This window comes from Burkholderia sp. WSM2232 (assembly GCF_000472545.1).
Lineage (GTDB): Bacteria > Pseudomonadota > Gammaproteobacteria > Burkholderiales > Burkholderiaceae > Paraburkholderia.
Map to the genome: position 1 here is coordinate 42,462 of NZ_AWZV01000028.1, position 24,039 is coordinate 66,500.

Consider the following 24,039-nt stretch of genomic DNA (forward strand, 5'->3'; position numbering starts at 1 on the left):
CGGTGACGCCAGGACGCTTAGCCGAGTTCGTTCACGAGTTCCGGCACGAGCGTGAACAGGTCGCCGACAAGGCCATAATCCGCGACGCTGAAGATCGGCGCTTCGGGGTCCTTGTTGATGGCCACGATCACCTTCGAGTCCTTCATGCCCGCCAGATGCTGGATCGCACCCGAAATGCCGACCGCCACATACAGTTGCGGCGCGACGATTTTGCCGGTCTGGCCGACCTGGTAGTCGTTCGGCACGAAGCCCGCGTCGACCGCCGCGCGCGAGGCGCCGAGCGCCGCGTTCAGCTTGTCGGCGAGCGGCTCCAGCACCTGCGTATAGTTCTCGCCGTTGCCCAAACCGCGGCCGCCCGAAACGATGATCTTCGCCGACGTGAGTTCAGGCCGGTCGAGCTTCGTCACTTCGCGGCTCAGGAACTGCGAGATGCCCGCGTCCGCAGCGGCCTCGATCTTCTCGACCGTTGCGCTGCCGCCTTCGGCCGCCACCGCATCGAAGCCGGTCGTACGCACGGTGATGACCTTGACCGCATCGGCCGATTGCACCGTGGCAATCGCGTTGCCCGCGTAAATGGGACGCTCGAACGTGTCGGCCGAATCCACTGCGGTGATGTCGCTGATCTGCGCGACGTCGAGCTTCGCGGCGATACGCGGCGCGATGTTCTTGCCGTAGGCGGTCGCGGCGGTCAGGATGTGCGAGTAGTCTTTCGCGACGTTCAGCACCGTAGCCTCGACGTTTTCTGCGAGACCTTCGGCCAGTTGCGGCGCATCCGCGAGCAGCACTTTCGAAACGCCCGCGATCTTCGCAGCAGCGTCCGCCGCGGCCTGCGCGTTGTGGCCGGCCACCAGCACGTGAATGTCGCCGCCGATCTTCTGCGCGGCTGCAATCGTATGCAGCGTCGCGGCCTTGATCGACTGATTATCGTGTTCTGCAATTACCAGATTCGTCATTTGCCCTGTCTCCCTGTCACAGCACCTTGGCTTCGGTCTTCAGCTTCTCGACCAGCGTCTTCACATCCGGCACCTTCACGCCGGCGGAACGCTTGGGCGGCTCGGCGACTTTCAGCGTCTTCAGACGCGGCGTGACATCGACGCCGAGGTCTTCGGGCTTGATCGTTTCCAGCGGCTTCTTCTTCGCCTTCATGATGTTCGGCAGCGTCACATAGCGCGGCTCGTTCAGGCGCAGATCGGTCGTGACCACAGCGGGTAGCTTGAGCGACAGCGTTTCAGCGCCGCCGTCCACTTCGCGCGAAACAGTTGCCTTGCCGTCAGCAACCACGACCTTCGACGCAAACGTCGCCTGCGGCAAACCCGCCAATGCGGCGAGCATCTGGCCGGTCTGGTTGGAGTCGTCGTCAATGGCCTGCTTGCCGAGAATCACCAGTTGCGGCTGTTCCTTGTCGACCAGTGCCTTCAGCAGCTTGGCAACGGCCAGCGGCTGTAACTCTTCGTTCGACTCGATGAGGATCGCGCGGTCCGCGCCGATTGCGAGCGCCGTGCGCAGCGTTTCCTGCGATTGCGTGACGCCGCACGACACGGCGATCACCTCGGTGGCCACGCCCGCTTCTTTCAGGCGAACCGCTTCTTCAACCGCGATTTCGTCGAACGGATTCATCGACATCTTCACGTTCGCGATGTCGACGCCCGTGCCGTCCGACTTGACCCGGACCTTCACGTTGTAGTCGACCACTCTCTTCACTGGCACCAGGATTTTCATGCACACGCTCCAAAGTTACGAATACGTCAACCCAACGAACATTATAACGACTGCCCTCGTGGCGGCCTTGTCGCGGGCGCTCTTGCAGGAGAATATCGCTCCCCAGCGGCGTGACGGAAATAACGAACGGTCGTTCTATTTTAACCGCGAAAAAACCCGGGCGCCAACCCCGGGTTCCGACTCACGACTCTAATTTTCATATCGCCGGCTTGTGACGCGGTCTGGAAGCCGTCAGCTCACCACGCCGTAATCACCGCGCCGCCGAACTTGCCTTCGACAAACTGCTTTACTTCCGGCGAATGGTAAGCCGCGACCAGCTTCGCGACCCACGGCTTGTTCCGGTCGGCTTCGCGGATCGCGATGACGTTCACATACGGGCCCTTCGGGTCTTCAATCGCAATGGCGTCCTGCTTGGGCTTGAGACCCGCTTCCATCGCGAAGTTCGTGTTGATCGCGGCGGCGTCCACGTCGTTGAGCGAGCGAGGAATCTGCGCCGCGTCGAGTTCGACGATCTTCAGCTTCTTCGGGTTGTCGACGATGTCGAGCGGCGTGGCCTTCAGGCCCGCTTCGGCGCGCAGCTTCAGCAGCCCCTGCTTCTGCAGCAGCAACAGCGCGCGGCCGCCATTGGTCGGATCGTTCGGCACGGCGATCTTCGCGCCCGGCTGGAGATCGGCGAGCTTCTTGAGCTTCTTCGAATAGATGCCCATCGGATAAGTGACGGTATCGGCCACGCGGATCAGCTTGTAGCCGCGATCCTTGACCTGCGCCTGCAAGTACGGGTCGTGCTGATAGCTGTTCGCGTCCAGATCACCGCCCGCAAGCGCCGCGTTCGGCTGCACGTAGTCGGAGAACTCGACGATCTTGATGTTCAAACCGTTCTTCGCCGCAACCGTTTTTACGACTTCCATGATCTGGGCATGCGGACCGCCAGTCACGCCAACCTTGATGGTGTCTTCCGCGCGAGCGGCATTGGCGGCGAACAGCGACGCGGCGCCGAGCGCCGCGACGAACTTGAGAATGAAACGACGTTGCATGATGGACCTTTTAATTTATTTATGGCTCAGACGACGCACGAGCCAATCCCCGAACGACTGCACCAACTGCACGAAGACGATCAGAATCACCACGACCGTCAACATCACTTCCGGCAGGAAACGCTGGTAACCGTAGCGAATGCCCAGGTCACCGAGACCGCCGCCGCCGATCGCGCCCGCCATTGCCGAGTAGCCGACCAGCGAGACGAACGTGATCGTCAGGCCCGCCACCACGCCCGGCAGCGATTCGGGCAGCAGCACCTTGAAGACGATCTGGCTGGTGGTCGCGCCCATTGCCTGCGCCGCCTCGATCAGGCCGCGGTCGACTTCGCGCAGCGCTGTTTCCACAAGACGCGCGATGAACGGCGCCGCAGCGATGGTGAGCGGCACCACGGCCGCCGCCGTGCCGATCGACGACCCGACCACGAGGCGCGTAAACGGAATCACCGCCACCAGCAGAATGATGAACGGCGTGGAGCGCACCGCATTTACGATCACGCCCACCACGCGATTCACCGCCACGTTCTGCAACACGCCCTGACGGTCCGTCAGATACAGCAGCACGCCGAGCGGCAAGCCCACCAACGCGCCGACCAGTCCGGAAATGCCCACCATGACGAGCGTTTCCCAGAACGACTGGACGAACATATCGAACATTTCACTCAACATACGGGAGCTCCTCCACCACCACACCCTGTTCGCGCAGATACGCGAGCGCCTGCGCCACTTTCGCGGGTTCGCCGCCCGCCAGCACCGCGAGCGAGCCGAACGCCTGCCCCTGAATCTCGTCGATCTGGCCGTGCAGGATGTTGAAGTCCAGCTCGTAGCGGCGAATCGTCTCGGAGAGAATCGGCTGGTCAACCCCGGAGCCGGTGAACGCGAGGCGCAGCAGGTGGCCGCTACCCGTCTTCAGACGCTCGGCGACACGCGCCTTCATCGCAGGCGGCAGTTCCTGGGCGATCACGTCGCCGATCAGCGCGCGCGTGACTTCGTGATGCGGCTGCAGGAACACGTCGATCACCTTGCCCTGTTCCACGACGCGGCCCGCGTCGAGCACCGCGACGCGATCGCACACCTGCTTGATCACATCCATCTGATGGGTGATCAGCACGATGGTCAGGTTCAGTTCGCGGTTGATGCGTTTGAGCAGTTCGAGGATCGCGCGGGTCGTTTCAGGATCGAGCGCGGACGTCGCTTCGTCCGAGAGCAGCACCTTCGGCTTGCTCGCAAGCGCGCGTGCAATGCCCACTCGCTGCTTCTGCCCGCCGCTGATCTGCGCCGGATAGCGGTCCTTCTGCGCGGACAGGCCCACCAGATCCAGCAGCGGCACCACATTCGCCTCGATTTCATCGCGCTTCATGCCGGCGAGTTCGAGCGGCAATGCGACATTTTCGAACACGGTGCGCGACGACAGCAGGTTGAAGTGCTGAAAGATCATGCCGATCTCGCGGCGCGCCTCGCGCAACTGCGCGGCCGGCAGCGTCGTCAGATCGCGGCCGTCGACCACGATGTTGCCCTCGGTGGGCCGCGTCAGCAGATTGATGGTGCGTACAAGCGTGCTCTTGCCCGCGCCGCTGCGGCCGATGATGCCGAACACCTCGCCTGCCGGAATCGACAGATTGACGTTGTGCAGCGCTTCGACCCAGCCCCGGGGTCCGGCAAACCGCTGGGAGATATTGCGAATTTCGATCATGGAAAAACGAAACGGCGGGATTTGTCGACGAGCGTCGCGCGCTCCCCGGCCAAGCGTCCGCCGTCACTTTTATTGGGATTTGAGCCGGGGATTCTACCGCAGCGTCGTCATTCGCTTTAATAATCAATTACGATCTTTTCATAACTGATAGAAATTAGAGGGCCGGCCCGCCGCTCATATGACCAGAGCGCGCAGCGACCCACTATGATCTGGCCAACTGGAACGGATGGACACCGCCATGGAGACCTCGCAACACCGATTCGTCAGTGCCGATCGCAACGTACCGGGCAACTTCGAGCCTGTGCGCTCGGCCGTCGTCACGGCGGATCGCGTTGAGTTGCCGCTGTACCGCTGGCCGACCGGAGAAGCACCGCGCGCGACCGTCGCGCTGATTCACGGACTCGCCGAACATGCGGGCCGCTATGCACCGCTGGCGGCTCGCCTCAATGCAGCCGGCATCGAACTGCTGGCCGTCGATCTGCGCGGTCACGGCGAGGCGCCGGGCAAACGTGCCTACGTCGAGCGTTTCGACGACTACCTGCTGGACGCGCAGGCCCTGCTCGACGCCGCCGCGCAAAACCATTCGCATACACAAGTGCCGCTCTTTCTGATGGGCCATAGCATGGGCGGCGCGGTTGCCGCGCTCCATACCATCGAGCAGGCGGCCAGCGCGGGCGACGGGCGTGGAGAACCGGGCAGCCGTATCAAGCTGAGCGGCCTGATTCTGTCGAGTCCCGCGCTAGCGCCCGGACGAGACGTGCCGGGCTGGATGCTCAGGCTGAGCCAGGTGATCAGCCGCCTGTGGCCCAACTTCCCAGCGATGAAAATCGACGCCGCCCTGCTTTCGCGCGTGCAGTCTGTCGTCGACGCTAATCGCAGCGATCCGCTCGTGCACCACGGGCCGATTCCCGCGCGTACCGGCGCGGAGCTGTTGCTGGCAATGGCGCGCATCGAACGCGGCCGCGCACAACTGCGCGTGCCGCTCCTCGTCTATCACGGCACCGCCGACAAACTCACCGAGCCACAAGGCAGCCAGGCCTTCGGCCAGCACGCCGGCTCGCCGGACAAAACGCTCAGGCTGTACGAAGGCAGCTTTCACGAGACGATGAACGACCAGGACCGTGACCGCGTAATCGGCGACCTGATCGAGTGGATCGATCAGCATCTGAGCCCGGCGCGTTAGCGCTTCGCGCCGATCAGCGCTTCCAGTCGGGCGCGCGTTTGTCGATGAACGCCTGCACGCCCTCGAGCGCGGAGTCGTCCATCATGTTGCAGGCCATCGTCTGGCCCGCGAGCTGGTACGCGGCCTCGATGCCCATTTCGAGCTGCCGGTAGAACAGGCCCTTGCCCGCGCTCACGGCTTCGACTGGCTTCGCGCAGATGCTGGTGGCAAGGCGCGCGATTTCGGCGTCGAGCGAGTCCAGCGGCGCCACGCGATTGACGAGGCCTTGCTGCTTCGCCTCCGCCGCGTCGATAAAATCTCCGGTCAGCAGCATTTCCAGCGCCGCCTTGCGCGACAGATTGCGCGACAGCGGCACGGAGGGCGTCGCGCAGAAGAGCCCGAGGTTCACGCCCGACACGGCGAAGCGCGCGGTCTCCGCCGCCACCGCCAGATCGCACATTGCGACGAGCTGGCAACCCGCGGCCGTGGCAATGCCGTGGACGCGCGCGATCACCGGCTGCGGCAAGCGCTGGATGGTCATCATGAGTTTCGTGCAGCGCGCGAACAGTGCCTGGTAATACGCGAGCGAGGGCGCGGCGCGCATCTCCTTCAGATCATGTCCCGCGCAGAACGCGCGTCCGGCGCCGGCGATCACCACCACGCGCGCCGGCGACTGGGCGAGTCGGCTCAATGCGCTCTGCAACGCGTCGAGCAGGTCCTCGGAGAGCGCGTTGAAAGCGTCGGGCCGGTTCATCGTCAGACGGACGACACCCGGCACGCCATACGCGCCGTATTCCGTGTCCACCAGCGATGCGTTTTGTGCTTCTGCAGTCATGGCTCGCTCCGTTCACGCGATCGGTTACTGTAGTGTGTGCTGGCCGTTGCGCTTATCGCGCTTATTGCGCTTATCGCGCTTATTGCGCTTGTTGCGCTTATCGCGCTTATTGCGCTTGTTGCGCTTGTTGCGCGCGGTGGCGGTCTGCGCGGCGGCGGTTGACCACGCGGTTGCAGCGGGCGCGGCGGCGGTGGCGGCGCGCGCTTGCAATTGCCCCCGTCAGATCCCGGCCAGCGCGCGCACGTGCGCCACCACGCTGCGCCCTAACGCCGAGAGGTTGTAGCCACCCTCGAGACAGCTCACGATCCGCCCGCCCGCATGGCGTTGTGCGACGTCGCGAATCTGCTCGGTGATCCACACATAGTCGTCCTCGACGAGACCCATGTTGCCGAGATCGTCTTCGCGATGCGCGTCGAAGCCCGCGGATACGAACAGCATTTCCGGCTTGAAATCGTTCAGGCGCGGCAGCCACAGCATGTCCACCGCCTCGCGCACGGCCATGCCTTTGGAGCGCGCGGGCATGGGCACGTTGCACATGTTGGGCGCCTGGTTGTCGGCGCCGGTGAATGGATAGAACGGGTGCTGGAAGAAGCTGCACATCAGTACGCGCGGGTCGCCGGAAAAGGCCGCCTCGGTGCCGTTGCCGTGATGCACGTCGAAGTCGATGACGGCCACGCGCTGCAAGCCATGCACCTCGAGCGCATGGCGCGCGGCGATCGCCACGTTGTTGAAGAAGCAGAAGCCCATCGCACGGGCCGGCTCCGCATGATGGCCGGGCGGACGCACGCTGCAGAACGCGTTGTCGAAGCGGCCTTCGATCACCGCGTCGGTAGCGGCCACGGCCGCGCCCGCCGCACGCAAGGCTGCCTGCAGCGTATGCGGGTTCATCGACGTGTCGGGGTCGATTTCCGCAAGCCCCTCGACAGGCGCACGGCCGCGGATGTAGTCGACGTGCGCCTGCGTGTGCACGCGCAGCAGCGCTGCTTCGTCGGCGAGCGGCGGCGACTCGCGCTCGATCAGCGCGTCGATGCGGCTCGCGATCAATTGATCTTCGATGGCCTGCAGCCGGGCGGGGCATTCGGGATGCCATTGCCCCATGTCGTGCAGCAGACAGTCGGCGTGGGAATAGAAGCCTGTTGCCATGATTCTCTTCTGCGGCGCGGCGCCGTGATGGCGTGCGCGGCGTGTCTCCGTCCAGGGGCGCGCGCCCACGGCGCGCCAACACTTATCAAGTTACCACACGAGGCGGCCTGGCCGCGTGCCGCGATGCCCGGCGCTGCTGCCGCGTCGGCCCACACTTGGCCGTTGTAACGCGACTGGCACAGTTTCGCAGAATGCCTCGGGTATACTGCCCGTTCCGTTTTCCTCCCGTCTTTGTCCTTTCGCACCGCGCCTCCTGCTCACTATGACCGTCAAGCTTGCCCTGTCTGCACGAAACCGGCCCAGCACCCGAAGCATCGCCGCCACACTCTGCGTCGCATCGTGCATGTTCACGGCAAACGCTCCGGCTCTGGCGCAGAGCGTCGGCAAGAAACCGCCGGTGCTCGTCGCTCAGGCGCAGCCGCAAACCGGTGTTCCGCAGGGGCAAACGTTTGAGGAGGAGATCATCCCGCAGCGCTACGCAAACAACGCGAATGTGGATGCGTTCATCAACGACATGGTGGCGCGCTACGACTTCGACGAGTCCGCGTTGCATTCGCTTTTTGCGGGCGTCAGCTATTCGGCGACCGCGGTGAAACTGGTCACGCCGTCGCCCTCGCCCACGGTCAAGAACTGGCGCGCATATCAGTCGCGCTTTCTCGATCAGATTCGCATCAATGCGGGCGTGCGTTTCTGGCGCGCGAACCAGGCCACGTTACAGCGCGCCTACGAAGAGTTCGGCGTGCCGCCGGAGGTGATCGTCGGCATTCTCGGTGTGGAGACGATTTACGGGCGCTTCATGGGCAACTTCCGGGTGCTGGATGCGCTGACCACGCTCACCTTCGACTACCCGAATACGCCTAATCGCGCGGACCGCCAGGCGACCTTCCGCAAGAATCTCGAAGATTACCTGGTGTGGACGCGCGAGTCGCAGATCGATCCCACTACGGTTCTTGGCTCGTACACCGGCGCGATCGGCATTCCGCAGTTCCTGCCGAGCAGCATCGTGCAGTATGCAGTGAGCTACGACGGCAAGAAGGACATCGACCTGCGCGCGAGCCAGGCCGATGCGATCGGCAGCGTTGCGAATTACCTGCGTCAGAACGGCTGGGAGAACGGCCGGCCCGTCGTGTGGAAAATCGGCTCGGACGCGGGTAGTCTCGGCGTTGCGCAAGCCGCCGCCGACGGCGCGCCGGAACCGCATTGGCCGCTCGACCAGTTGCTGCGTGCGGGGCTGGTGCTCAACGAGCCGGACGTGAATATTGCGGCCGAGGCGGGAACGCCGGTTACGGTGGTCGACTTGCCGTCGCCGGGACGCGGCACCGAATACATGCTCGGCTTGAAAAATTTTTATGTGCTGACGCGCTATAACCGCAGCTTCTTCTACGCACTCGCGGTCTATCAGTTGGGGCAGCGCATCAAGTCGCAAATGGAAGCGGGCGACGCAGCCAATGCCGTGAACAAAGCGGCGTCGTCGGATGCGGCTTCGCAATAAGTGGCAGGGTCAGCCGTCGGCACGCGTGCCGTTCGGAAGATGTAAAAAAAGCGCCGACCGGCGCTTTTTTATTGGCTGTGGTCCGCGGGCGCGAGGAGCACCCGCTCGCGCACTCACGCGGGAAACACGCCCGTCGACAAATAACGGTCGCCGCGGTCACAGACGATGAACACAATGGTCGCATTCTCGACCTGACGCGCGACCCGCAGCGCCACCTCACACGCGCCGCCCGACGAAATGCCCGCAAAAATGCCTTCGACCGACGCGAGGCGCCGGGCCATTGCTTCCGCCGCGGCCTGGCTCACATTCTCGACACGGTCCACGCGGCTGCGGTCGAAAATTTTCGGCATGTAGGCCTCGGGCCACTTGCGGATGCCCGGGATGCGCGAACCTTCCTCCGGCTGCGCGCCGATGATCTCGATTGCCTCGTTCTGTTGCTTCAGATAGGTGGACACGCCCATGATCGTGCCGGTGGTGCCCATGGACGACACAAAGTGCGTAATGCGCCCTTCCGTATCGCGCCAGATTTCGGGGCCCGTGCCTTCGACATGCGCGGCCGGATTGTCCGGGTTCGCGAACTGATCGAGGATGATGCCCTTGCCGTCGCGCTGCATCTGATCGGCGAGATCCCGCGCGTACTCCATGCCGCCCGTGACCGGCGTCAGAATGATCTGCGCACCGTATGCGGCCATGCTCTGGCGGCGCTCCACCGAGAGGTCTTCCGGCATGATCAGCACCATCTTGTAGCCGCGAATCGCGGCCGCCATGGCAAGCGCAATGCCGGTGTTGCCGCTGGTGGATTCGATCAGCGTGTCGCCCGGTTTGATGCGGCCGCGCGCTTCCGCTTTCTTGATCATCGACAACGCGGGGCGATCCTTCACCGAGCCGGCGGGATTGTTGCCCTCGAGCTTGGCGAGAACCACGTTGTTGCGGCTGCGGATCTCGTCGTCGGCGAGACGCACGAGTTGCACGAGCGGCGTATTGCCGATCGTGTCTTCAATCGTTTTGTAAGCCATATCGGTCCGGTGCTGTCGATGCGTGAAGTCTTCAATCTACCGATTCTAAACCACCGTGCCACCGGCTGCCGTGCGGCCCTTCTGCCCGCATGGATGCAGCCTGCGCCAACGCAAAAAGCCCGCGGCCGAGTACCGCGGGGAGCCCGTCGTACGAATGACAGCTCAAGGAGCGCTGTTGCCGGCTCCGACCATGAAGGACAACGATGGCGAGCGGGCGCGGCGCCACACGCCGCGCCCGGCGCGCGTCAGACTATTTCTTCACCGCCACGGTGGCGCCGCCTTTTGGCGTATTGGCCGCAGCGGCCGCGCCTTTGGTCTGTGAAGACGCCGCAACCTGCGGGCCAGCAGCCGCGCCAGCCGGACCGACAGCGAGACCCTCCGCCTGCAGGCGCTCGACGGTATGCCCCCCCATGCCCTTGACGCGCTTGCTGAGATCGGCCGGGTCCTTGAACGGACCATGCGCTGCACGCTCTTCGAGAATGGCTTTCGCTTTGGCAGGACCGATGCCTTTGATGCCGCGCAGCGCGTCCTCGTTAGCCGTGTTGACGTCAACCGACGCATACGCGTGGCCGAAAGCGGCGAGCATGGCCGCCGTAACCAGAATTTTTCGAAACATATTGGAATCTCCCTCATACAACCGGTTGGCGTCATGACCAACCGGGAGATTCCAGTTTAAACAGGTATCCGAACTATTTACACCTGGCCGGATAGCCAACGCACGTACCGATCGACACCTTCCTGCACGCTCAGAAACGGCGCGTCGTAGCCGGCCGCGCGCAGCTTCGTGAGGTCCGCCTGCGTGAAGCACTGATACTTGCCGCGCAGCGCGTCGGGAAACGGAATGTATTCGATCAGTCCGCGCTGCACCTGGTCGGCAAGCGAAAGCGGCGGCTCGTTATCGAGCGCGCGCAGCGTGTTGACCACCGTGCTCGCAATGTCGTTGAACGGCTGCGCGCGGCCGCTGCCCAGGTTGAAAATGCCCGACTTGTGCGGATTGTCGAAGAAGAACAGGTTGACTTTCACCACGTCTTCGACCGAAACGAAATCGCGCGTCTGCTCGCCCGCCGCATAGCCGTTGTATTCGCCGAACAGCTTAACCTTGCCCTCGGCGCGGAACTGGTTGAAGTTGTGAAACGCGACCGACGCCATGCGTGCCTTGTGCGTTTCGCGCGGGCCGTACACGTTGAAATAGCGGAAGCCCGCGATCTGGCTTTTCGCGTGCGGCAGCGCGCGGCGAATCACCTGGTCGAACAGAAATTTCGAATAGCCGTACACGTTGAGCGGCTGCTCCACTTCGCGCTCTTCGACGAAACGGCTCGAACCGCCGTATGTGGCCGCTGAGGACGCGTAGAGGAACTGGATGTTCTGCTCGAGGCAGATATTCAGCACCTCGCGGCTGTAGCAGAAATTGTTGTCCATCATGTAGCGGCCGTCGGTTTCCATCGTGTCCGAACAGGCGCCTTCGTGGAAGATCGCGCGCACGCGGCCGAAATCGCCGCGCGCAAATCGCTCGAGGAATGCGGTCTTGTCCACGTAATCGTCGATCTCGCAGTCGACGAGATTCCTGAACTTGTCCGCACGCGTCAGATTGTCCACGGCGATGATGCGTTGTTCGCCGCGCTCGTTGAGCGCCTTGACGAGGTTGCTGCCGATAAAGCCGGCCGCGCCGGTGACGATGAGGGTCATGATTGTCCCGCGGTAATGAGCCTTGCATGGAGCGAAGCGGGCGACACGGCGCCGGCTTCGAACGGCAGGTTGGCTGGCGCCCAACCGGTCCTTGTTGCGCGCTGCCCGTAGGCTTTTGCGGCAGGACCCGTCAGGCGCGTCAATGAAAGAGTTCGTCGTAGTCGACGGTGGCCGTGCCCAGCTTGCCGACCACGATACCGGCCGCGCGATTGGCAAGCCCGACCGCTTCGACAAGCGGCAGACCCGCGCCCAGCATGGTGGCGAGCGTGGCAATCACGGTGTCGCCCGCGCCCGAGACATCATACACTTCGCGCGCGACGGCCGATGTGTGCAGGATGCCGTCGTCGGAGAAGAGCGTCATGCCTTCTTCCGAACGCGTGAGCAGCAAGGCCTTGAACTGCAGATCCGCGCGCAATCTGCTGACGCGCTCGGTCAGGTCTTCTTCCGATTTCCACTGACCGACCACTTCGCGCAGCTCGGCGCGGTTCGGCGTGATCAGCGTGGCGCCACGATAACGCTCCCAGTCGTCGCCCTTCGGGTCGACCAGCACCGGCTTGCCGGCTGCATGCGCTCTCGCGATCATCTGCGTGACGTGGGTCAGTCCGCCCTTTGCGTAATCGGACATCAGGATCACGTCGTGCGACGGCAGCAATTCGTCGAAGCGCGCGAGACCGGCGAGCAACACCTCGTGCGCCGGCGAGTTCTCGAAGTCGACGCGCAGCAACTGTTGCTGGCGCGACAGCACGCGCAGCTTGATGGTGGTCAGCAGCGCGGGATCGCGTTCAAGATGCGGGTTCACGCCGCTCTCACCGAGCAACTGCACGATGCGCTCACCCGGTTCATCGTGGCCGACCACGCACAGCAGCCCCGCCTGCGCGCCGAGCGCCGCCGCGTTGCGCGCGACGTTCGCCGCGCCGCCAAGGCGGTCTTCCTGGCGCTGCACGTGCACGACGGGCACCGGTGCTTCCGGCGAGATGCGATTGACGTCGCCGAACCAGTAACGGTCGAGCATCACGTCACCGACGACGAGCACGCGCGCCGCCGCGATCTGTGCGCGCGGCACCGCCGTCAACGCTGACGACGGCGAGGCTGCGATAGAGTCGGGCCGGGACTCAGGCATCGGCTGCAAGTTCAGAGGGTTGTGCATAAGGGCGTCCAATCGAGTGATAGTCGATGCCGAGTTCGTTCATCGCATCCGGTTCGTAGAGATTGCGGCCGTCGAAAATGACCGGCGACTTCAATACGGATTTTAGATGCGCGAAGTCCGGGCTCTTGAACTCCTTCCATTCGGTGACGATGACAAGCGCGTCCGCGCCCGTAAGCGTTTCGTCCTGCGTGTTCGCGAATTGCAAACGCGCGAGCTGGTCCGGCGAGTCATGGAGGTCCATGGCGAAGACCCGGCGCGCCTCGGTCACGGCGACCGGGTCGTATGCACGCACCTGTGCGCCGCGCGCGAGCAGTTCCGCAATCACGCGGCGGCTCGGCGCTTCGCGCATGTCGTCGGTATTCGGCTTGAACGCGAGTCCCCACACAGCGAAGGTGCGGCCTGCCAGATCATTGCCCCATTTGTGCGTGATCTTTTGCACGAGCACGTCTTTCTGCCGGTAGTTCACTTCCTCGACGGCTTCGAGAATGCGCAGATTGTGACCGCTTTCGCTGGCCGTGCGGATCAGCGCCTGAACGTCCTTCGGGAAGCATGAGCCGCCATAGCCGCAGCCGGCATACAGGAAGTGATAGCCGATACGCGGGTCCGAGCCGATGCCGCGGCGCACCGCCTCGATGTCGGCGCCCACCCGGTCGGCGAGATTCGACATTTCGTTCATGAACGAGATGCGCGTGGCCAGCATTGCATTGGCCGCGTACTTGGTAAATTCGGCCGAGCGCACGTCCATGTACAGCGTGCGCTCGTGATTGCGGTTAAACGGCGCATAGAGGCGCTTCATCAGTTCACGCGCGCGCAAGCCGGCTTCGTCCTCGTCGCTGCCGAGCACGATGCGGTCCGGCCGCATGAAGTCGTCCACCGCCGCACCTTCTTTCAGAAACTCCGGGTTCGACACGACCGAAAAGCGGTGCTTGTCGCTCCCGGCGAGCCCGCGCTTTGCGAGCTCTTCTTCGACGACCGCGCGCACGCGCTGCGCCGTGCCGACCGGCACCGTCGATTTATCGACGATCACCTTGAAGCCGTTCATCGTACGGCCGATGTTGCGCGCCGCTTCGAGGACGTACTGCAGGTCTGCGGAGCCGTCTTCGTCGGGCGGCGTGCCGACGGCGATGAACTGCACGTCGCCGTGAGCGACGCTCGCCTCAATGTCCGTCGAAAAGGTGATACGCCCGGCCGCCCGGGTGCGTGCAATGATTTCCTGCAAGCCCGGCTCGTGAATGGGCACGCCGCCGTTGTTGAGAATTTCGATCTTGCGCGGATCGACGTCCAGACAGAACACGTCGTTGCCGATTTCAGCGAGACACGCGCCTGTGACGAGGCCCACGTAGCCAGTGCCGATAATGGTGATTTTCATACGCTTTCCGGTTGAAGGTTCCGGTGATGATCTCCGGCGATAAAGCCGGTCATGAACACGCTGCCCAAGCCGTGCGCAAACTCAGCTCGACGCGGTGATGGGCTCGACCCGGCGCGGCGCATAGGTTTCCCAGCCGCTGCAGCCTGGGCACTGCCAATAGAAAAGCCGCGCCCTGAAACCGCAATTCTGGCACGTGTAGCGCGGCAGATTTTTGGTGCGCTGGCGGATCAGTGTGCGCATCAATTCGAGTTCGCTGCGCCGCGGTTCCTCCGCGACGGCCTGCTGCGCCTCGAGCAGGCGCGTCATGCCTGCCAGGTTGGGCGACTTCTGCATCTGCGAACGCGCGAGCGCATGCGCAGCGTCCGGCCCGCGCAGCGACGCGACATGCTGATACGCGACGTCGAGCAGATCGTTGCTCGGGTAGCGGTCAACCCAGCTCGTGAGCAGATCGGCACCTTCCTGCGCGCGGCCGAGCGCTTCGTACGCCTTCATCAGCTTTTCGGCGACGAGCGGCAAATAAGCCGGGTTCTGTTCCTCTACGCGCCGCCACTGCGCGATCGCCGCCTCCTGCGAACCCGCGGCGGCGTCGACGTCGCCGAACAGGATCGTGGCGCGCACGTTGGTGGGATTCGCCTTCAGCGCGAAGCCGAGCTGACGGCGTGCTTCGTCGGGCTTTTTCTGCTGCAGCGCTTCCTGTGCGAGTTCGCAATGAAACTGCGCGATTTCCTTGTCGAGCGACTCCGTGCCCATTGTTTCCAGATGGCGCGCAGTGTCGATCGACTTGAGCCAGTCCTTCTCGATTTCGTAGATGGTGAGCAGCGCGCGCTGCGCGCCCAACGCGTAGTCGCCGGTTTCCAGCGAGCGGAACGTCTCTTCGGCGCGATCCAGCAGGCCGGCCTTCAGAAAGTCCTGACCCAGTTCGAACAGTGCGTGATCGCGTTCGCTAACCGGCAGATCCGCGCGGCTGAGAAGATTCTGATGCACGCGTATCGCGCGATCGGTCTCGCCGCGGCGCCGGAACAGATTGCCGAGCGCGAAATGCAGCTCGACCGTTTCCGGATCGAGCTTGACGACTTCAATGAACGCGTCGATCGCCTGGTCGGGCTGCTCGTTGAGCAGGAAGTTCAGGCCGCGGAAATACGAACGCGGCAAATTGGCGCTTTCCGACAGCAGCGTCTTGAGGTCGTAGCGCGCAGCCATCCAGCCGAACGCGAAAGCGACGGGAATGACGAGCAGCCACCAGAAGTCTAGATCCATGCGATGAATGCAAATGAGCCGAAAGGCGGGAACGGGATGCCGCGAAGGCGCGCGGCCGAAGGACACAATCAGATCAGCGGCGGCATGGGCGGCTGTTCGACAGCCACCGGCGTCTCGCGCGCCACGCGCAGCTCACGCTTCAATCGGCCGTTTTCCATGCGCAGGCGCACCACGGCGGGCATGGACGAAACAAGGCCCGCAAGCAAGCCGACCACGAAGAACGCCAGCCCGATGAGAATGAGCGGCGCCGACCATGCGTAGCCCGCGAGGAAATTCAGCGTAGCGGGTTGTGTATTGGAGAGTGCGAGCACGAGCAGCAGCACGAACACCAGTACACGGATCAGCCAGACGATAAATTTCATGAATAGATCTCTTCACGGCAGTTGCGGGGTGACGCCGGCCTGATGACGCGTCGCGCCACGGTGTTTGCCCGCGCCGAAGTGACCCGTATTGTAATTGAAGCCCTCGCGGCTGGGCAGGAACTGGCGGAGCGCGGGCTTACAGAAAACTGTGGGCGGGGCGAATGCGTCGTGAAAGGAGCCGCGACCACGTGGAACGCCGGGAACAGAGAGCCGCGCTGAGAGCGCGAACAAAGCTGCGAGCTGGAGTGCGAGCCGAACTCTGGGACAAGAACGCAACGAGATGGAAAGGAACCCAACGCCAGGCAGCGGCCAATGTCAAAAATTGCCTGGGCGAAAAAAAAGCGCCGAAAGGCGCTTTTTCTGGTCTTTTGCCGACTGGCACTGGCCGCTCACGCCGCCAACGCCATGCTGCGAAACTGCACAGCACGCACAGCGGAGCATTTACAGATCGTCGTCCGGCTCTTCGGCCTTCAACGGCTCGCCCGCGCGACGGTCGACCCGCTCACGCAACTCCTTGCCCGGCTTGAAGTGCGGCACGTACTTCTCGGGCACCAGCACTTTTTCGCCCGACTTGGGATTGCGCCCAACGCGGGAAGGACGGCGGTTCAGGCCGAAGCTGCCAAAACCTCGAATTTCGATGCGATGACCTTTGGCGAGCGCCTCCGACATCGCATCAAGCATCGTCTTGACCGCGAAATCCGCATCTTTCAATACGAGCTGCGGAAAGCGCGTAGCCAGTTGGGCGACCAATTCCGATTTGGTCATACTGCAGCAGACCTCTCAAGAAAACGCCGAGCCGCCCCCGTTGCTCCCCGCGAGGGGTACCTGCCGCGAGCGCAAAGCCCGCGCGGCAGGCTGGGGGCGTACCTCAATTACTGGTTCTGGCCGTCGAGCTTAGCCTTCAGCAGCGCGCCGAGGTTCGTCGTGCCGGTCGCAGCTGCGCTGGAATCGGACGAAGCGAGGCCGCGAATCGCTTCCTGTTGCTCAGCCGAGTCCTTCGCCTTGATCGACAGGTTGATACCACGCGACTTGCGATCGATGTTGATGATCATCGCGTTGACCTTGTCGCCTTCCTTCAGCACGTTGCGAGCATCTTCCACACGGTCTTGTGCGATTTCCGAAGCGCGCAGGTAGCCTTCGACTTCACCCGACAGCTGAACCACTGCACCCTTCGCGTCCACCGACTTGACCACGCCGTCGACGATCGAACCCTTGTCGTTCATTGCAACGAAGTTGCTGAACGGGTCGCCTTCGAGCTGCTTGATGCCGAGCGAAATGCGTTCCTTCTCGACGTCGATGCCGAGAACGATGGCTTCCACTTCGTCGCCCTTCTTGTACTTGCGAACAGCTTCTTCGCCCGTTTCCGACCACGACAGATCCGACAGGTGAACCAGACCGTCGATGCCGCCCGGCAGACCGATGAAGACGCCGAAGTCGGTGATCGACTTGATTGCGCCTTGCAGCTTGTCGCCCTTCTTGAAGTTGCGGCTGAAGTCGTCCCACGGGTTCGGCTTGCACTGCTTCATGCCGAGGCTGATACGGCGGCGGTCTTCGTCGATTTCAAGAACCATGACTTCGACTTCGTCGCCCAGTTGCACAACCTTCGACGGTGCAACGTTCTTGTTCGTCCAGTCCATTTCCGACACGTGGACGAGGCCTTCGATGCCCGATTCCACTTCGACGAATGCGCCGTAGTCGGTGATGTTGGTGACCTTACCGAACAGACGCGTGCCCGACGGGTAACGACGCGAGATGCCTTCCCACGGATCGTCGCCCAGTTGCTTGATACCGAGCGAAACGCGGTTCTTTTCCTGGTCGAACTTGAGGATCTTCGCGGTAACTTCCTGGCCAACCGACAGCACTTCCGACGGGTGACGCACGCGACGCCATGCGATATCCGTAATGTGCAGCAGGCCGTCGATGCCGCCCAGGTCCACGAACGCGCCGTAGTCGGTGATGTTCTTCACCACGCCTTCCACGATCGCGCCTTCCTTCAGCGTTTCGAGCAGCTTTGCGCGCTCTTCGCCCTGGGTTGCTTCGATCACGGCGCGGCGCGACAGCACGACGTTGTTACGCTTGCGGTCGAGCTTGATGACGCGGAATTCCAGCGTCTTGCCTTCGTACGGGGTCGTGTCCTTGACCGGACGCGTGTCAACCAGCGAACCCGGCAGGAATGCGCGAATGCCGTTGACCATGACGGTCATGCCGCCCTTGACCTTGCCCGTGATCGTGCCGGTCACGAGTTCGTTGTTGTCGAGAGCCTTTTCCAGCGACAGCCACGAAGCCAGACGCTTCGCCTTGTCGCGCGACAGGATCGTGTCGCCATAGCCGTTTTCCAGCGCGTCGATCGCGACGGAAACGAAGTCGCCCGCCTGCACTTCTACCTCGCCCGCGTCGTTCAGGAACTCTTCGAGCGGGATGTAGGCTTCGGACTTGAGACCAGCGTTGACGACCACGAAGTTGTGGTCGACACGCACGACTTCGGCGGAGATCACTTCGCCGGCGCGCATGTCTTGCTTGGTCAGCGACTCTTCGAACAGAGCCGCAAAAGATTCGGTATTCGGGGTAGAGGTTTGCAGGTCGGACATAAAAATCAAAATTTGCATGGATCTCGCGCTGCCCGGCTGGCCGGACGGTCAGCAACTACGGCAAGAATGCGAATGCCACGCGGGGTTAAGGGGTTAATACAACGCTTCGCGACAATCGCGAAGCACCTACCAGCAACGTACTATTGCCGCCGCCCCAGAGCCGGATTGAAACCATTGCTTCGATCAGCTTTGAGCAACCAGCGCTTCGTACCATTGCACTACCTGCTCGACCGCCTGATCGACCGACAAGGCGGACGTATCGAGCAGCTTTGCATCTGCTGCGGGCTTAAGTGGCGCGGCTGCGCGCTGACTGTCGCGCTCGTCACGCTCGCGCAAATCCCGGAGCAAGTCATCAATATTAGCAGAAAAGCCTTTTTGTATCAATTGCTTATGCCGCCGGGCTGCGCGGGCCTCCACGCTGGCGGTCATGAACACCTTCAGAATGGCGTCCTGGAAGATCACCGTGCCCATGTCGCGACCGTCCGCGACCAGCCCCGGCTCCTTGCGAAAAGCGCGCTGACGCGCCACCAGCGCGGCCCGCACCGGGGCATGCACGGCAATCGCCGACGCGCGGCTGCCAACCTCTTCTGCGCGAATTTCCGCCGATACATCGACGCCGTCGAGCTGCGCGAGGCCCTCGCGAAACGTAATGTGCAGGTCGTCGATCAGCTTGACAAGGGCGTCGACGTCCTCGGCCGCCACCGCGTAGCGCATGCTGGCGAGCGCGGCGAGCCGGTACAGCGCGCCGCTGTCGAGCAGGTGAAAGCCGAGGCTCGCGGCGACCAGCGCGGCCACGGTGCCTTTGCCGGAGGCACTGGGGCCGTCGATCGTAATGACGGGCGTCTGGTGAAAGGGGCGGATCGGTTTCATCTAAAAAGTCGCACGTCAGGCGATTCGTACGCGAATCAGGGGTGAGCGAGCGCCGCAAAGCGCTCGAAATAATCGGGAAACGTCTTGGCGACGCACTTCGGGTCGTTGATGCGCACCGGCACGCCGCCGAGACTAACCAGCGAGAAACACATCGCCATGCGGTGATCGTCGTAGGTGTCGATCGAGGCGTTCGGAATCAGCTTTTCGGGCGGCGTGACCATGAGGAAGTCGTCGCCCTCCTGCACCTTCGCGCCGACCTTGCGAAGTTCGGCCGCCATTGCCGCGATCCGGTCGGTCTCTTTCACGCGCCAACTGGCTATGTTGCGCAGCGTGGTCGTGCCGTCGGCGAACAGCGCGGCAACCGCGATGGTCATCGCTGCATCGGGAATCAGGTTGAAGTCCATGTCGATGGGATCGAGCTTGCCGTGGTCGTTGCCGACCCCGCGCACTTCGATCCAGTCCTCGCCCATCTGCAGATTCGCGCCCATCTTGATGAGCGCATCCGCAAAGCCGACGTCGCCCTGAATGCTCGAACGCCCGACGCCCTCCACTTTCACCGGCCCGCCGCCCAGCACGCCCGCCGCGAGGAAATACGACGCCGACGACGCGTCGCCTTCCACCATGATCGTGCCCGGCGACTGATAGCGCTGCCCCGCCGGCACGATGAACTGATGCCAGCCATTGCGCTCGACGTTGATGCCAAAGCGCGCCATCAGCTTGATCGTGATGTCGATATAAGGCTTGGAAATAAGTTCGCCGTCCACCTGAACCGTGCTCACGCCGCTTGCCGTGCGCACGAGCGGCAGCGTCATCAGCAGCGAGGTGAGGAACTGGCTGGAGACGTCGCCGCGCACGCGGATCGGCGCCTCGGCGGAAATTTGCGCCGGGCGGATGCGCAACGGCGGATAGCCCTCGTTTTCCTCGTAGTCGATTCGCGCGCCGATCTGCCGCAGGCCGTCGACCAGATCGCCGATCGGCCGCTCGTGCATGCGCGGCACGCCGTGGATGCGGTAGTCGCCGCCATTGACCGAAAGCGCCGCCGTCAACGGACGAACCGCCGTGCCCGCGTTGCCGAGAAAGAGGTCGGCCGTGCGCGCTGTAAATGCACCCCGGGTGCCGGTCACGACGCAAGTGTCGCCCTCGCGCTTGAGCCGCACGCCGAGCTTTTCGAGCGCGTCGAGCATGACGCGCGTGTCGTCGGAGTCGAGCAGGTTCGTGATCGTCGTTTCGCCTTCGGCGAGCGCGGCCAGCAGCAGCACGCGGTTCGAAATGCTCTTCGAGCCAGGCAGACGAACCGTGCCGGACGCACGAGAAAATGGTCCGAGATCGAGGAATTCCATGATTGAGTCCAGTTTCCGATTATGGCGACGCGCTCAGCGCGGCGCCCTCATTTTGACCCGTCGGCCGATGCAGAGCCGCCCGCTCGCTGTTCCTGCCACTCGGTGCGCGCCACGCGCGAGCGGGCGAAGACCGCTTCGAGCGCGGCGCCGTCGCCTGCCTCGATAGCCGCGCGCAGCCGCGCGAGCACGGCTGTGTAGGCGTCCAGCTCGTCGAGCAGCGCGGCGCGGTTGGCGACGCACACGTCGCGCCACATTTCCGGGCTCGACGCGGCAATGCGCGTGAAGTCGCGAAAGCCGCCGGCGGCAAAGGAAAACTTCAGCGCGGCATCAGGCGAATTCAGAATCTGCTCGACCAGCGCGAACGACAACACGTGCGGCAAATGGCTGACCGATGCGAACACCCGGTCGTGCTGCTCCGGCGTCATGTCACGCACCAGCGCGCCGGTTGCCCGCCACATAGCGGCGACGCGCTCCACGCCAGGCGGCGCATTGTCGGGCAACGGGCACAGCACGACATTGCGGCCGACATACAGATCGGGCAACGCGGCCTCGACGCCGCTCGCCTCACGGCCGGCAATCGGATGTCCCGGCACGAACTGCCCGATGCGCGCGCCGAGCGCGGCTCGCGCCGCGGCTACCACGTCGGACTTGGTGCTGCCGGCATCGGTGACGATCGTGTTCGCGTCGAGAAACGGCACGATCCGTTCGAGCAGGGGCCGAGTCTGGGCGACCGGCGCCGCGAGCAGCACGAGGTCTGCGCCGGCAAGCGCTTCGCGCAACGCGGCGTCGTCATGCAATCCCGCCGCGCTGTCGATCACGCCGAGCTCCAGCGCGCGGGCGCTCGACTCAGCCGAGCGGCCCACGCCGATCACCGTGCGCGCCCCCTCCGCTTCGCCGCGCTCGCGCAACGCGCGCGCGAGCGATCCGCCGATCAGGCCGACACCAAATATCACCAACTTGTTAAAAGAGAACGCGGCCACGTCGGTCACACAAAAAGCGCGCCGTTCAGACGAGGCGCGCGGGTCAGGATTCGCCGCTCAGGCGGTGGCGAGCGTTTTTTCCAGCGCGCTAATGAACGCCTCGTTTTCTTCCGGCAAGCCGATTGTCACGCGCAACCACTGCGGCAAACCGTAGTTGCCAACCGGACGCACGATGACCCCCTGCTTGAGCAACGCCAGATTCACGCGATCGCCCGCCGCATCGTCGTCACCGACGCGTACCAGCACGAAGTTGCCGTCGGACGGCACGTACTCGAGACCAAGCTTGTCGAATGCTTCTGTCAGACGGCGATAACCCTGGGCATTGAGCGCCGCGCTCTTTTCCAGGAACGCCTGGTCGTTCAGCGCGGCGATAGCCGCTGCTTGTGCGAGCGTGTTCACATTGAACGGCTGGCGCAGACGGTTCAGCAGATCGGTCAGCTCTGGCTGGGCTATTGCAAAACCAACCCGCAAACCGGCAAGGCCGAACGCCTTCGAAAACGTGCGCGACACCAGCAGATTCGGGTAACGGCGTACCCACTCGATCGAGTCGTAGCGCTTTTCTGCCGGTAAATATTCGGTGTAGGCCTCGTCCAGCACAACTGCCACGTGGCGCGGAACTTTGGCGAGAAACGCATCGAGCTTAGGACCTTCGATGAAGGTGCCGGTCGGATTATTCGGATTGGCGACGAAAATGAGTCGCGTGTCGTCCGTGATCGCCGCCAGCATCGCGTCGAGGTCGTGGCCAAACTTCACCGCCGGCACCACGATCGCGCGGGCGCCCAAGCCCTGCGTGGCAAGCGCGTAGACCGCGAACGAATACTGCGAGTAGACGATCGACTGGCCTTTCTCCACGAACGCGTGCGCCGCGATTTCGAGAATGTCGTTGCTGCCGTTGCCGAGCGTGATCCAGTCGGCCGGCACGCCGTAGCGTTCGCCCAACGCGGCCTTCAGTTCGAAGGCGTTCGCGTCCGGGTAGCGGCCCAGTTCGCTCGCGGCCTGCGCCATCGCGCGTTGCGCCGACTCGGGCATGCCGAGCGGATTTTCGTTCGACGCGAGTTTCACGATCTTTGCTTCGTCCAACCCGAACTCGCGCGCGACTTCCGAAATCGGTTTGCCGGCAATGTAAGGCGCAATGGCGCGCACGTAAGAAGGACCGAAGGACGTTGTCATGAAATCTCCGAACGATTATTAGGAAAGTCGCAGCGGGCGCGTTGGCGGTGTGCCTGGCCCGCGCTTGCCCGCGATCTGCGCACCATTAGCGGGCGCGAGGATACGAGCCGAGAATCTTGAGGAATGCTGCCTTCTCACCGAGCTCGGTCAGCGCGGCCGCCACGGCGGGATCGTCGCGATGGCCTTCGACATCGATATAGAAGTAGTACTCCCATGTGCCCACGCGCGCCGGACGCGACTCAAAGCGCGTCATGGAAACGCTGTGGCGCGCGAGGGGCTCCAGCAGCTTGAACACCGCGCCAGGCTCGTTGGGCACCGATACGATAAGCGACGTCTGATCATGACCGCTCGGGCCCGTGCGCTCTTTGCCGATCATCACGAAGCGCGTGCGGTTGTGCGGATCGTCCTGAATCAACGCGTAGGCGACCTGCAAACCGTAGTGAGTCGCCGCGCGATCTCCGGCAATGGCTGCGACGGTCGGATCCTCGGCCGCCATGCGGGCCGCTTCTGCATTGCTCGACACCGCCTGGCGCTCCAGATGCGGCGCATTCGTGGCGAGCCAGCGCTGACATTGCGCAAGCGCCTGCGCGTGCGCGCATACGCGCGTCACGCCAGTAAGGCCGCCGTTCAGCGTCAACAGATTGTGATGAATAGGCAACGCCAGTTCGCCGCCGATCGTGAGTTGCGTTTCGAGCAGCAGGTCGAGCGTACGGGACACCGCGCCTTCAGTCGAATTCTCCACCGGTACGACGCCGAACTCGGCTGCACCGGCCTCGACCGAGCGGAATACTTCGTCGATTGACGGGCACGGCAGGCCTTCGATCGACTGACCGAAGTACTCGTGCATGGCCTGTTCGCTATACGTGCCGACCGGCCCGAGATACGCGGCCTTGATGGTCTTTTCGAGCGCACGGCTCGCGGCCATGATCTCGCGCCAGATTGCGCTGATGTGCTCGCTCGCCAGCGGCCCTTCGCTCATGTCCTGCAGGCGCGCGATGACCTGCTGTTCGCGCTCAGGCCGAAACACAGGCGCGTTGAAATGCTTCTTGACCTCGCCCACTTCAAGCGCCACCGCTGCGCGCTGGTTGAGCAGCGCGATCAGTTGCGCGTCGAGCGCGTCGATGCGTTCGCGAAGGGGTTTGAGCCGATTGTTGAGTTCGTCGTCCATGCGTGAAA

24 protein-coding genes are annotated in these 24,039 nt (G+C 63.4%); 2 read left to right on the forward strand and 22 right to left on the reverse strand.

Translation table 11 applies throughout. From position 1 onward, the window contains the following. Nucleotides 1-17 precede the first annotated feature (17 nt). The 5 genes from F757_RS0123455 to F757_RS0123475 all read right to left on the reverse strand — a co-directional run bounded on the left by F757_RS0123455 (nucleotide 18) and on the right by F757_RS0123475 (nucleotide 4,446). On the reverse strand, nucleotides 18-953 hold the full coding sequence (locus F757_RS0123455; protein WP_027213519.1) for an electron transfer flavoprotein subunit alpha/FixB family protein: 936 nt from the start codon (nucleotides 951-953) through the stop codon (nucleotides 18-20). Nucleotides 954-969: 16 nt separating this feature from the next. Further along, nucleotides 970-1,719, reverse strand: a complete 750-nt coding sequence (locus F757_RS0123460) for an electron transfer flavoprotein subunit beta/FixA family protein (RefSeq protein ID WP_027213520.1) — start codon at nucleotides 1,717-1,719, stop codon at nucleotides 970-972. Nucleotides 1,720-1,955: 236 nt separating this feature from the next. After that, the gene (locus F757_RS0123465; RefSeq protein WP_027213521.1) at nucleotides 1,956-2,753 is read right to left on the reverse strand and encodes a MetQ/NlpA family ABC transporter substrate-binding protein; all 798 of its coding nucleotides are present in this window, start codon (nucleotides 2,751-2,753) and stop codon (nucleotides 1,956-1,958) included. A gap of 15 nt (nucleotides 2,754-2,768) precedes the next feature. After that, a complete protein-coding gene (locus F757_RS0123470) occupies nucleotides 2,769-3,422 on the reverse strand; it encodes a methionine ABC transporter permease (protein ID WP_025603090.1) in 654 nt (217 codons plus the stop codon). Next, nucleotides 3,412-4,446: a methionine ABC transporter ATP-binding protein gene (locus tag F757_RS0123475; RefSeq protein WP_027213522.1), complete on the reverse strand. Its 1,035-nt coding sequence runs from the start codon at nucleotides 4,444-4,446 to the stop codon at nucleotides 3,412-3,414. Before F757_RS0123475 ends, F757_RS0123470 begins: the two co-directional genes overlap by 11 nt. Before the next feature lie 238 nt (nucleotides 4,447-4,684). Between F757_RS0123475 and F757_RS0123480 the strand changes: the two genes are divergently transcribed. After that, nucleotides 4,685-5,629, forward strand: coding sequence for an alpha/beta hydrolase (locus F757_RS0123480; protein WP_035467409.1), 945 nt, complete (start codon nucleotides 4,685-4,687; stop codon nucleotides 5,627-5,629). A gap of 13 nt (nucleotides 5,630-5,642) precedes the next feature. Here the strand turns inward: F757_RS0123480 and F757_RS0123485 are convergent, their stop codons facing one another. Genes F757_RS0123485 through F757_RS0123495 form a run of 3 tightly spaced genes read right to left on the reverse strand, consistent with a single transcriptional unit; the run spans nucleotide 5,643 to nucleotide 7,586 of the window. Continuing rightward, nucleotides 5,643-6,443, reverse strand: a complete 801-nt coding sequence (locus tag F757_RS0123485; protein WP_027213524.1) for an enoyl-CoA hydratase — start codon at nucleotides 6,441-6,443, stop codon at nucleotides 5,643-5,645. 24 nt (nucleotides 6,444-6,467) lie between these two features. After that, nucleotides 6,468-6,653 (reverse strand): hypothetical protein, encoded by a 186-nt coding sequence (locus F757_RS0123490; RefSeq protein ID WP_027213525.1) that lies wholly within the window; start codon nucleotides 6,651-6,653, stop codon nucleotides 6,468-6,470. Between the two features lie 9 nt (nucleotides 6,654-6,662). Beyond that, complete coding sequence (locus F757_RS0123495; RefSeq protein WP_027213526.1) at nucleotides 6,663-7,586, reverse strand: histone deacetylase family protein; 924 nt, start codon at nucleotides 7,584-7,586, stop codon at nucleotides 6,663-6,665. A gap of 343 nt (nucleotides 7,587-7,929) precedes the next feature. Here F757_RS0123495 and mltB point away from each other — a divergent pair, with 343 nt between their 5' ends. Beyond that, on the forward strand, nucleotides 7,930-9,078 hold the full coding sequence (gene mltB / locus F757_RS0123500; protein WP_027213527.1) for a lytic murein transglycosylase B: 1,149 nt from the start codon (nucleotides 7,930-7,932) through the stop codon (nucleotides 9,076-9,078). Nucleotides 9,079-9,191: 113 nt separating this feature from the next. Here mltB and cysM read toward each other — a convergent pair whose 3' ends face one another. The 14 genes from cysM to pheA all read right to left on the reverse strand — a co-directional run bounded on the left by cysM (nucleotide 9,192) and on the right by pheA (nucleotide 24,031). Then, a complete protein-coding gene (cysM, locus tag F757_RS0123505) occupies nucleotides 9,192-10,094 on the reverse strand; it encodes a cysteine synthase CysM (protein ID WP_013340132.1) in 903 nt (300 codons plus the stop codon). A 250-nt stretch (nucleotides 10,095-10,344) separates the two neighbouring features. Next, a complete protein-coding gene (locus tag F757_RS0123510) occupies nucleotides 10,345-10,710 on the reverse strand; it encodes a ComEA family DNA-binding protein (protein WP_027213528.1) in 366 nt (121 codons plus the stop codon). A 77-nt stretch (nucleotides 10,711-10,787) separates the two neighbouring features. Next, on the reverse strand, nucleotides 10,788-11,780 hold the full coding sequence (gene rfaD, locus F757_RS0123515) for an ADP-glyceromanno-heptose 6-epimerase (protein WP_027213529.1): 993 nt from the start codon (nucleotides 11,778-11,780) through the stop codon (nucleotides 10,788-10,790). Between the two features lie 139 nt (nucleotides 11,781-11,919). After that, the gene (gene rfaE1, locus F757_RS34015) at nucleotides 11,920-12,927 is read right to left on the reverse strand and encodes a D-glycero-beta-D-manno-heptose-7-phosphate kinase (RefSeq protein ID WP_084531007.1); all 1,008 of its coding nucleotides are present in this window, start codon (nucleotides 12,925-12,927) and stop codon (nucleotides 11,920-11,922) included. Then, complete coding sequence (locus tag F757_RS0123525; RefSeq protein ID WP_027213530.1) at nucleotides 12,893-14,296, reverse strand: UDP-glucose dehydrogenase family protein; 1,404 nt, start codon at nucleotides 14,294-14,296, stop codon at nucleotides 12,893-12,895. Before F757_RS0123525 ends, rfaE1 begins: the two co-directional genes overlap by 35 nt. Before the next feature lie 81 nt (nucleotides 14,297-14,377). Next, complete coding sequence (lapB, locus tag F757_RS0123530; RefSeq protein WP_027213531.1) at nucleotides 14,378-15,553, reverse strand: lipopolysaccharide assembly protein LapB; 1,176 nt, start codon at nucleotides 15,551-15,553, stop codon at nucleotides 14,378-14,380. A 68-nt stretch (nucleotides 15,554-15,621) separates the two neighbouring features. After that, the gene (locus tag F757_RS0123535; RefSeq protein ID WP_013340138.1) at nucleotides 15,622-15,915 is read right to left on the reverse strand and encodes a LapA family protein; all 294 of its coding nucleotides are present in this window, start codon (nucleotides 15,913-15,915) and stop codon (nucleotides 15,622-15,624) included. Between the two features lie 441 nt (nucleotides 15,916-16,356). Beyond that, nucleotides 16,357-16,680, reverse strand: coding sequence for an integration host factor subunit beta (locus tag F757_RS0123540; RefSeq protein ID WP_006050255.1), 324 nt, complete (start codon nucleotides 16,678-16,680; stop codon nucleotides 16,357-16,359). 107 nt (nucleotides 16,681-16,787) lie between these two features. Next, entirely contained in the window at nucleotides 16,788-18,521 is a 1,734-nt protein-coding gene (gene rpsA, locus F757_RS0123545; RefSeq protein WP_013340139.1) for a 30S ribosomal protein S1, read from the reverse strand. A 165-nt stretch (nucleotides 18,522-18,686) separates the two neighbouring features. Next, entirely contained in the window at nucleotides 18,687-19,373 is a 687-nt protein-coding gene (gene cmk / locus F757_RS0123550; RefSeq protein ID WP_027213532.1) for a (d)CMP kinase, read from the reverse strand. Between the two features lie 35 nt (nucleotides 19,374-19,408). Beyond that, nucleotides 19,409-20,713 (reverse strand): 3-phosphoshikimate 1-carboxyvinyltransferase, encoded by a 1,305-nt coding sequence (gene aroA, locus F757_RS0123555; protein ID WP_027213533.1) that lies wholly within the window; start codon nucleotides 20,711-20,713, stop codon nucleotides 19,409-19,411. A gap of 47 nt (nucleotides 20,714-20,760) precedes the next feature. Next, entirely contained in the window at nucleotides 20,761-21,702 is a 942-nt protein-coding gene (locus F757_RS0123560; RefSeq protein ID WP_027213534.1) for a prephenate dehydrogenase, read from the reverse strand. Nucleotides 21,703-21,750: 48 nt separating this feature from the next. Continuing rightward, entirely contained in the window at nucleotides 21,751-22,863 is a 1,113-nt protein-coding gene (gene hisC / locus F757_RS0123565; protein ID WP_027213535.1) for a histidinol-phosphate transaminase, read from the reverse strand. 85 nt (nucleotides 22,864-22,948) lie between these two features. Then, nucleotides 22,949-24,031, reverse strand: coding sequence for a prephenate dehydratase (pheA, locus tag F757_RS0123570; RefSeq protein ID WP_027213536.1), 1,083 nt, complete (start codon nucleotides 24,029-24,031; stop codon nucleotides 22,949-22,951). Nucleotides 24,032-24,039 lie beyond the last annotated feature (8 nt).